Here is an 8,193-nt window from a genome sequence, read left to right as displayed (position 1 = left end):
GAAACCCGAAAATGAATCAGCAGAACAACAGGTTGAAATCCCGAACTCCGCATAACGGTGACGCGGCATATTACGTGTTATCCGGAGTTCCGGATAAAACATAGTCGCGCGGCGTCAAGGCACCCTCAACGAGCTCGTCTTCTGCGTCCATCGTTTCAAGTCGGCGTTTCAGCAGGCTCTCACCCGTCGAGACCACCTGGATGACGCAAGCCTTGCCCGCCGCCAGATCGTCCTTGATGGCGTGGATGATGCTTGGAGCCTTCATGCCCATCAGGAGATGGTTGAAGAAGCGCTGTTTCGTGCTCTCGAAGCGAGATTTGGCCGAGGCGCGTGCGGCCGAGGCATTGGTCTCGCCCGAGGCATCGTTGACGCCGGTCGCAGTCAACGCGGCTTCGAGATTGTGGTGGATCGTCCGAAATGCACCCGCGTATGCATCGTAGATCTCGATCTGGGCCGGGGTGAGCGCGTGTTCGAGTACGTCATATTCCACGCCATCAAAGCTGAGGGCGCGGGCCGTGTAGAGGCCGAGCGTCTTGAGATCACGCGCGACCACCTCCATGGCGGCGACACCGCCTGCCTCCATCGCCGAGACGAAACTCTCGCGGCTCGGGAAGGGGTATTCGGGTCCCTGCCCCCAGAGCCCCAGCCGCGCGGCATAGGCGAGGTTGTGCACGCTCGTGGCGCCCGTGGCCGAGATATAGAAGACGCGTGCACGGGGTGCTGCCAGTAGCAGCCGCAGGCCAGCGAGGCCCTGCTGCGAGGGTTTGACCCCCCTGCCCTGCTCGGACCCTGCCGCGTTCTGCATGGCGTGGGCCTCGTCGAAAGCCAGCACGCCGTCGAAATCTTCGCCCATCCAGTCGAGGATCTGGCTCAGCCGCGTGGTGCCGCATTTGCCCGCGGAGCGCAGCGTGGCGTAGGTGACGAAGAGGATGCCATCGCCCATCGGGATCGGCTGGTCCGGTTTCCACTTGGAGAGCGGCTGGATGTCGGCGGGCGAGCCGCCAAGATCGGTCCAGTCGCGGATCGCGTCCTCGATGAGCGTGGCGGATTTGGAGACCCAGATCGCCTTCCTGCGTCCGGCCAGCCAGTTCACGAGGATGAGCCCCGCGCATTCGCGGCCCTTGCCGCAACCGGTGCCGTCACCAAGGAAATAACCGAGGCGATAGGCCCGTGCCTCCGGGTCATCATCGGCGCGCGTCAGCTTGGTCTGGTCGTCATCGATCGTAAACCGCCCCGGCAGGTCACGCCCATGGGCATCATGCGCCATTATGATGGTCTCGAGCTGCGCCTCGGAGAGATGGCCCTCCTCGATCAGCCTGGCGGGCAGGCGCAATTCCGCACTGGCCGCGCCTGAGGGCACAGGTGGCGCGACAGAGGCCATGGCGATGCTCTCGACCAGCGGCGTGGGATGTTCCTGCGCGCCTGCGATCTTGATCCGCTGCGGGCGGTAGCGCGCATAGATGTCCGAGACAGGCGTGTTGTCGCGCGGGATATCAAGGCTCGTGAAAGTTAGCGGGACAACGGCATTGGCCCGGGCTTTGGAGGCGGTGACAACACTGGAAGCGGTCTTGCGCGGGACAGATCCTGGACCGATCGGTCGCTCAGGAGTAACCGCTGCCGCTCGTTGGACTGGGCGCATCTCGGCCCGGGTTGCGGCCACGACGTCGACAAAAGGAAGGGCTTCATCCAAGTCCCGGACACTGGCGCGGATCATCTCGCCGTCTTCCTGCACCTTGTCGAAGACCATGAGCTGGGTTTCGACAGAGGTGCCGAGCTTGCGATAGACCTGTCCCGGCATCGTCAGCGCCAAGCGTGGCGTGAGCAAACCGGAGGCGCGGGACCAATGCGCGGCATCGCGTTCGGGCGTGAATCCCGGCGGCATGATCGCTACCAGCCGCCCACCGGGTGCCAGGCGCTTTGCAGCCGCGATGAGATGCTTGGCGGCGATGTGCTTGTCGCGGGACCGATCGACCGAGGAAGCGAAGGGCGGGTTCATCACCATGATGTCGGGTAGAATCGGTGCCTGCAGCAGATCGTCGATATGCTCACCATCGTGACCCGTCACGTCGCCCCCGAGAACCGCGCGCAGGAGGCGCTGGCGAAAGGGGTCGATCTCGTTGAGCACAAGCGTGGCACCGGCCCGGGCGGCGAAAGCAGCCAGGGCACCGGTGCCCGCGGAAGGCTCCAGCACGGTCTCGCCCTTGCGAATGGCTGCCGCCCGCACCGCCAAGGCCGCAAATGCCAGCGGCGTGGAAAACTGCTGCAGCCGGATCTGCTGTTCCGACCGGCGGGTTTCCGTCAGGAGCCGGGACGCGAGGAGTTTCGCAGCGGCAATGTGACCTGCCGCGCCGTCCCCACGCAGCAGCACTCGGATGGCAGCGGCCTGCATCACGTCATAGGCCATGCGCCAGTCCCAGGCGCCCCCGGCATCGCTGCCATGAAACGTCTCGCGCATGATGCGCGCGAGCGCTGAGCTGCGTAGGGGTTGGTGGTCGACCTCCGCGCCGATCTGCACGAGGGCAGAGGCGAGATCAGGGTGGGAGATCGAGAGAGCCGGGTTTGCCGGTTTGGGCGTGGTCATGGGGATTTTCCTTTGGATCAGGGTCTGAGTTCCAAAGGACAAAAAGCCCGCTTTCGCTTTTCAGGGGATCCGGCCCGAAAGCTATTAACAAGGACGGGCCGTCAACGCGGTCCGCCCTCCTCAGCAACAAAGAGAAAGCCACGCAGCAAAACCGCCGAACTTGTTGACCAATAGAGCCGACATTGAGGCAGCACGCGGCGATCGACCGCTAGGAGCCCATATTGCCAAAATTCTGCAATGCGGCGAACGTCTGCAATGACATTGGGTCCGCTACTTATCGCGTCCTTCTGAGATGGAACACGGCCAGTGCCGCGGTGGCGAACGGGATCAAAGTGGATACAATGAGTGCGGCCCTCGGTTTCCGTTTTCTGTCTGGAATTGTCAGGCGTAGCAGCCGCATCAATCCCAGAAAGAAATCCGCGAAGAGGCGATCACCTTGTCTTTAATAGCGGCAGTCAGGACCGTCCAATCCACCGACAGCGCGTCATGAGTGGGCAGCGTTGCCAGCGGGGCATTCAAGGCGAAAAGTTCGATGAAATATTGGTGCTCCGGTTTGCTTTTGCCGAACGAAAACCACGGCGTTGGCGAACATGGTGGGGTATAGCCTGTGGCCACGCCGTCTTTATTAGACCCTTCATCGCCAAGTGATGCCGGGTTTCCGCGCGGCAAGCCCATTGTTCCGACAGGAATATTCCACAAAAGCCAGTATTGGCTGGGCGGGTCGACACCTTCGACGGTGCCCTTGGGATAATGATACATGATCAGCGCCAGACTTTGGGTGGCGACGGGCACACCGCTCCACACCAGCGGCGGCGACACACCATCGCCGTTGTCACGCTGGCATTGGAGATCGACAGGTAAGGGCGCGCCATTCGCCATTGCCGGGCTTGAAAGGGTCAGTGCGTCCTGCGCCAAAGCCGGACCTACCAATTTAAATCCGATGAACGCCACCGCGACGAATTTGGCCAGTGACATTTTCACCGGCAATATTCCCCTGTCTTCACTTCGCCGCCATCGGTCACGGTGCGGGTCTCGAAGGTGTAGCAGTCCGGCGTGTCTGACGGCGCATAGCGCATGTAATATGCTTCGCCTTCATAGGTGTAATCCATGCTGCGCCTGCCATCGGCTTCTTGCGTAAACACAAGGTTCTGCACACCACCGCGCGGCGGCGCACCGGATTCCTGACCGCCACCCCAAAATCCGGTTGAGGTCATCGGCGCCACGCGCGGCAGATCGCGCATATCGGGCACCTCGCCCATCAGGCACTGGATGATATAGGGGGCCTCGGTCGAAGTATGATAGCGATAGCCAAAAGTGGCGTCGGGTTGTCCATTGCAGACATCAAGCACATCCAGAGCGATATGCGTGCCATCGGGGTTGTTGTCGCCGTAGATCGGAAACCCGTCATAGGCCCAGCCGATGATCGCAGCATCGCCTGCGTTTTTCATCTGCTCGATCATACAGACTGGTTTGACGTGATAGTGGTAATCGTTGCCACGCCCGGCATGCCCGCCGCAAACGTCAAGCTGCTGGGTTTGCAGCGTGTCATGCTCGGTCTGCGTGTGGTAAAGGTCTTCAACCGTCATTTCACCGCCGCCGGTATAGTCATAGATCGGCACGCCGTTCACGGCCACGCCCAAGGCTGCGTCGCGGGTCTGTGGGGTGGTGCCAAGACTGGGCGTCAGCGGGATTGGCGCGGAATAGTCTCTGGCGGGAACCGGAACTTGCTCGTTTGTTCCCACAATCCCTGTCATCAATTCATGATCAGGATATGTGTCTGATGTGACAAGGGCGACATCGCCATCGCAAGTGACTGTCACACTGTCTGCAAAACCCGCATCAGCAACAGAGGCCATTACAGCCGCACAATGATCTTCATGTGCAAACGCAGGGGCGGCAAGAACGCAAAGCAGAGGCGCAAATGAAAACAGGCGTTTCATGGCGTTGGTCTTTCTAAACGAGATCATTTGACGGTCAGACGGCACAGCACCGTGTTGCTTTGCTCAAGATCAGGGCCCCAGATGAATTCGGCCGACCTGTCCCATGTGATCTCGTCATATCCGTCTTTGGGACCCACCTCACGGGCGGAATAGACATCAGCGGCAGGCCAGCTTGATGCATCGAATTCCGCCGTGTCCCAGCCTGCGGGCTCTTCTGATGCCTCAAACCCGCATGCGCCAACGCCAGCGACGGGATTGGCCTCGCTTTCGCAGGATTTGTCTAACGGAGCGGTATGCGTAACCAGACAGGACCAATTCTCATCGCTGACCGCGACCAATTCGCCCGCCGCGTCCTTGATCTGCAAGATCAGACCACCATCCCCCATTTGCTGTCGCCGCGTGCCGATGTATTCCAGCCCGGTGTCGTTTTCCTTGAAGTCCTTGGCAACCAGACCGATCACAAAAGGCCGTTCCGCCTCGAACGTGAAGCTCTCGGCGTTGAACGAACGCTCTGTCGTGATCGGCACGCTGTCTTCGGCAACCTGCGCGCCGTTGATCCGCATCTCGAACCAGTTGTCAGCCCATACGTCTGCCGAGAAGGTTTCTGCCGCCAGCGCAGAGGGCAGGAAGGCGAGCACTGTCAGGGTAGCGATAGAATATTTCATGGTGTTTCCTTTCGGGGTCATGGTCGCGGACGACGCTTTGAGGCGTCACGAATGCCGCCCGCTTCCTCCAGCGTGCAGCCGGTCTGCACGGTGAGGCAGCCAAGGATCGCGTTCGAGCCAGCCTTGCCTACGTGGTAATGATAGCTGCCGTTCTCACTTGTATGGCCATTGCATTGATCGAGAGCGACGGGATCCGATCCGTCCGGCAAATAGCCGACCGTGATCTCGTGGCATTGCGCCTCCGTGCCTTCCTCCAGCGTACAGTCCACGATCTCGGGCACCTTGAGGAAGGCGGATTGGACGAAATCGTCGGTGTCAGGATGGGCGAAAACCGGGGCTGCGACGACAAGCGCCATAAGCATGGCGAACGGTTGTATGCCAGTGCTCCGGGTCATGAAATTTCCTTTAGAGGTTCTGTGGTTTCCGCGTCCGGCGCACCGGGCACGCGACCGCCGAGGCTGTCGCGCAACGCGCGGGTAATCCGTGCCAGCGTCGCGGCATTCTCCGAGCCGATCCGCTCCACGATCAGGGCGTCGATGTCGCCCCAGGCGGCGTGAATGTCCGACAAGAGCCCGCGCCCGCGCGTCGTGAGGCGCAGGAGGTTGCTGCGCGCCTCGTCCGGATCTGGTTCGCGAGAGATGAATCCCGCCTCGATCAGCCGGACCGTCATCGTGCTCATGCTGGCTGGGGTGATGCCGAACTCCCTCGCGAGGCTAACCTGCGAGGCGGGCTCCATCCGGGACAGGGCCTGCATAATACGGGCCTGGCGGGGCCGGACGCCGATTTCGGTGAGGCGGACGCGCAACTGCTCCTCCACAAGGGCGGCCGAATGCAGAAGGAAGTGCAGGGAGAATGAGTCGGTTGTCATGTAGACAGTTAGTATGCTAATTATATTGCCACGGCAACCGCAGGTTTTGCCCGACGCCCAAGAAGGAACACATGGAATGATCCAGGCGATCAGTTTGAACCGAACCCAATGCGCCGCGGCGTGGGCCCTGTCGGGTCGCGCGTTGCGGGCCATGCTGCCGACGCTTGCGCTGGTGGGTCTGTTCTGGTCTGTGTCTAGCTGGGGATATTACGCCCTTGTCAGCGCAATGGCGCTGGACAGCGGATATGACGACGCACCGCTCCTCTTCGCCATTTACTATCTTGCATGGTCTGCCATCGTTCTGCTGACGTTTCGACCTGTCTTCCAAGGTCAGTTGTCCCGTCCTGCTCTTTCCGGTCACGCGATGGCACTTGCGCCGGTTCTGGCAGCCTACGGCCTCTTTGTCGCTCTGGCTCTCCCCCTCCTGCCGGCTGTGTCGGTCTTTCGTGCTCCCCCGAATCCGCCAGAATTCATGTTTGCCAGTGCCTGGTATTATCTGCCCAAATCGGTCGAAATTCTGTTCCAGCAGGTTCTTATCGCGGCCATTGTGCTGCGCGCTCAGCGCGCACGCATGCCACTTTGGTCGATCTCGATCCTGATGGCCGTTCTCTTTGGCGGCTTCCACCTCACGTTCTCGCTCGACGGCTTCTCGCCGTTCTACGTGGCCAGGTTTACGGTCGCCGCTTCGATCTTCGGTGTCATAATCCCATGGCTCTACTTGCGAACACGCCATGGATTTCGCTGGGCTTACGGGCTGCACTGGGGCTTTTACGCGCTGGACGCAGTGGTCACGCATCTTGTTCTCGCGGTGCCCAAATGGGCGATGTGATGGAATTAAGTACTTGGACCAATAGTTGATGCCGAAATTTAGGTGACCGAATTCGAACATGATATCCGACAAGCAGAACTTGGCGCAGTTGCAGCGAAGTGGCGCTTTGTCCGCATCTTACCAGTTCGTACACGATGCAGCGAACGGCAGGTGTTCGGATAGGTAGGGACTTCTGAGAATTTCATCGTACCAGCCATCTGGCACACCAATGTCGCCCATTTCACTCGGCTCAAAGGTGACGGGAGATTGTAACGAAGAACCACCCCCTTATGGACAGCCTTAGTGTAGGTGACCTGCCCCCTCCGGCATTCGAACCCAATTACCGCTCAGGCGCCGCTTCAAGGGACTTTTCGAACCGCTTGTCCGCCGCCGCTGCTTCTTTCAGGAGTGCGTCAAAATTGTCAGGTGGCTTGCCTTCTTCCAGCATCCCTTTGAAGGTCGCATAGGCATCCGTCTTGCTACCATAGGCGCGCAGGTTCTTGTCGTCGTTCACCCAGGCCACCACGATGACCTTCCCATCGCTGTTGAAGCGGTAGAACAACCGATACTGCTGGAAGAATTTCGCCCGGAACCAGTGCTTGCGGTGATCGCCGAGTGTGCCGCCTTGCCGGAAGGCTGCGGCACTCGGATCGGCCGGTATGGCCTCGGTGACCAGCTTGAAGATGGCGGCCAGCCGTTTCGTGGAATTTTTCTTGCGCCAGGTCTTGGGATCGCGTGCCTTACGCGCCTCGACCTCCAGGGTCAGCCCTTCGAGCTGGTCCAGAAAGAGCGGATGCGCAAAAATCGACCATCCGTTTACGACAAGGGGCGCTTGGGCGGGCACGCTATCGCCGGTCATTCATCCTCGAGTGATAGCGGCGCATCGAGATCGACCTCAACGTCTCCGACCAGTGCTGCAAGACGGCCATGCAAAGCCCCATCAAACGCCCGAATGCGATCCGGATGCGCCTTGATATCGGCCTCGACAAAATCGAGAAAGGCTCCGAGCACGGGATCTTCCTCTTCGGTGCGCACGGGCTCGATATAGACCCTGCCACTCGGCTCGGTGCAGTAGCGAATCTGGTCGCCCTTGCCCAGCTTGAGCTGTTTGCGCACACCCGCCGGCACGGTCGTCTGATACCGATCCGTGAGCTTCGAGACATCTTGTGCGAGCGCTGTCATGGCAGTCTCCTGATAGAATGGGGGTCTTTGCTGCCTGCGATAGGTAATGCATTTGCATTGCCTTGTCAAGATAAGCCGCAGGATCTGCTGTCGCCGGGCAGGTCGATGAACCGTCCGGCGCAGGACCTATTCTCGCCCCGCCAGGAACT

Annotated in this window: 9 protein-coding genes; 1 reads left to right on the top strand and 8 read right to left on the bottom strand. The window is 60.4% G+C overall.

Going from position 1 to position 8,193, the window contains the following annotated elements; all coding sequences use genetic code 11:
- Positions 1-70: 70 nt before the first annotated feature.
- The 6 genes from O4H53_RS26645 to O4H53_RS26620 form a co-directional block, all read right to left on the bottom strand.
- Positions 71-2,581, bottom strand: a complete 2,511-nt coding sequence (locus tag O4H53_RS26645) for a strawberry notch family protein (RefSeq protein ID WP_269367978.1) — start codon at positions 2,579-2,581, stop codon at positions 71-73.
- A gap of 399 nt (positions 2,582-2,980) precedes the next feature.
- Positions 2,981-3,556, bottom strand: a complete 576-nt coding sequence (locus O4H53_RS26640; RefSeq protein ID WP_269367977.1) for a YbhB/YbcL family Raf kinase inhibitor-like protein — start codon at positions 3,554-3,556, stop codon at positions 2,981-2,983.
- A gap of 2 nt (positions 3,557-3,558) precedes the next feature.
- The gene (locus tag O4H53_RS26635; protein WP_269367976.1) at positions 3,559-4,335 is read right to left on the bottom strand and encodes a YHYH protein; all 777 of its coding nucleotides are present in this window, start codon (positions 4,333-4,335) and stop codon (positions 3,559-3,561) included.
- Between the two features lie 209 nt (positions 4,336-4,544).
- Positions 4,545-5,186: a PEBP family protein gene (locus O4H53_RS26630; protein WP_269367975.1), complete on the bottom strand. Its 642-nt coding sequence runs from the start codon at positions 5,184-5,186 to the stop codon at positions 4,545-4,547.
- Positions 5,187-5,203: 17 nt separating this feature from the next.
- The gene (locus O4H53_RS26625) at positions 5,204-5,581 is read right to left on the bottom strand and encodes a hypothetical protein (protein ID WP_269367974.1); all 378 of its coding nucleotides are present in this window, start codon (positions 5,579-5,581) and stop codon (positions 5,204-5,206) included.
- On the bottom strand, positions 5,578-6,054 hold the full coding sequence (locus tag O4H53_RS26620; RefSeq protein WP_269367973.1) for a MarR family winged helix-turn-helix transcriptional regulator: 477 nt from the start codon (positions 6,052-6,054) through the stop codon (positions 5,578-5,580). Before O4H53_RS26620 ends, O4H53_RS26625 begins: the two co-directional genes overlap by 4 nt.
- A gap of 76 nt (positions 6,055-6,130) precedes the next feature.
- Here O4H53_RS26620 and O4H53_RS26615 point away from each other — a divergent pair, with 76 nt between their 5' ends.
- Positions 6,131-6,883 carry a hypothetical protein gene (locus O4H53_RS26615; RefSeq protein ID WP_269367971.1) on the top strand — a complete coding sequence of 251 codons (753 nt, stop codon included), beginning with the start codon at positions 6,131-6,133 and terminating at the stop codon, positions 6,881-6,883.
- A 319-nt stretch (positions 6,884-7,202) separates the two neighbouring features.
- Here O4H53_RS26615 and O4H53_RS26610 read toward each other — a convergent pair whose 3' ends face one another.
- Together O4H53_RS26610 and O4H53_RS26605 are read right to left on the bottom strand one after the other, a co-directional pair.
- Complete coding sequence (locus O4H53_RS26610; RefSeq protein ID WP_269367969.1) at positions 7,203-7,721, bottom strand: type II toxin-antitoxin system YhaV family toxin; 519 nt, start codon at positions 7,719-7,721, stop codon at positions 7,203-7,205.
- A complete protein-coding gene (locus O4H53_RS26605; protein WP_269367967.1) occupies positions 7,718-8,044 on the bottom strand; it encodes a type II toxin-antitoxin system PrlF family antitoxin in 327 nt (108 codons plus the stop codon). Before O4H53_RS26605 ends, O4H53_RS26610 begins: the two co-directional genes overlap by 4 nt.
- Between the last annotated feature and the right edge of the window lie 149 nt (positions 8,045-8,193).

The organism is Sulfitobacter sp. G21635-S1, assembly GCF_027213915.1.
In the GTDB taxonomy this organism is placed as follows: domain Bacteria; phylum Pseudomonadota; class Alphaproteobacteria; order Rhodobacterales; family Rhodobacteraceae; genus Sulfitobacter.
This window is presented reverse-complemented; position numbering and strand designations above follow the sequence as displayed.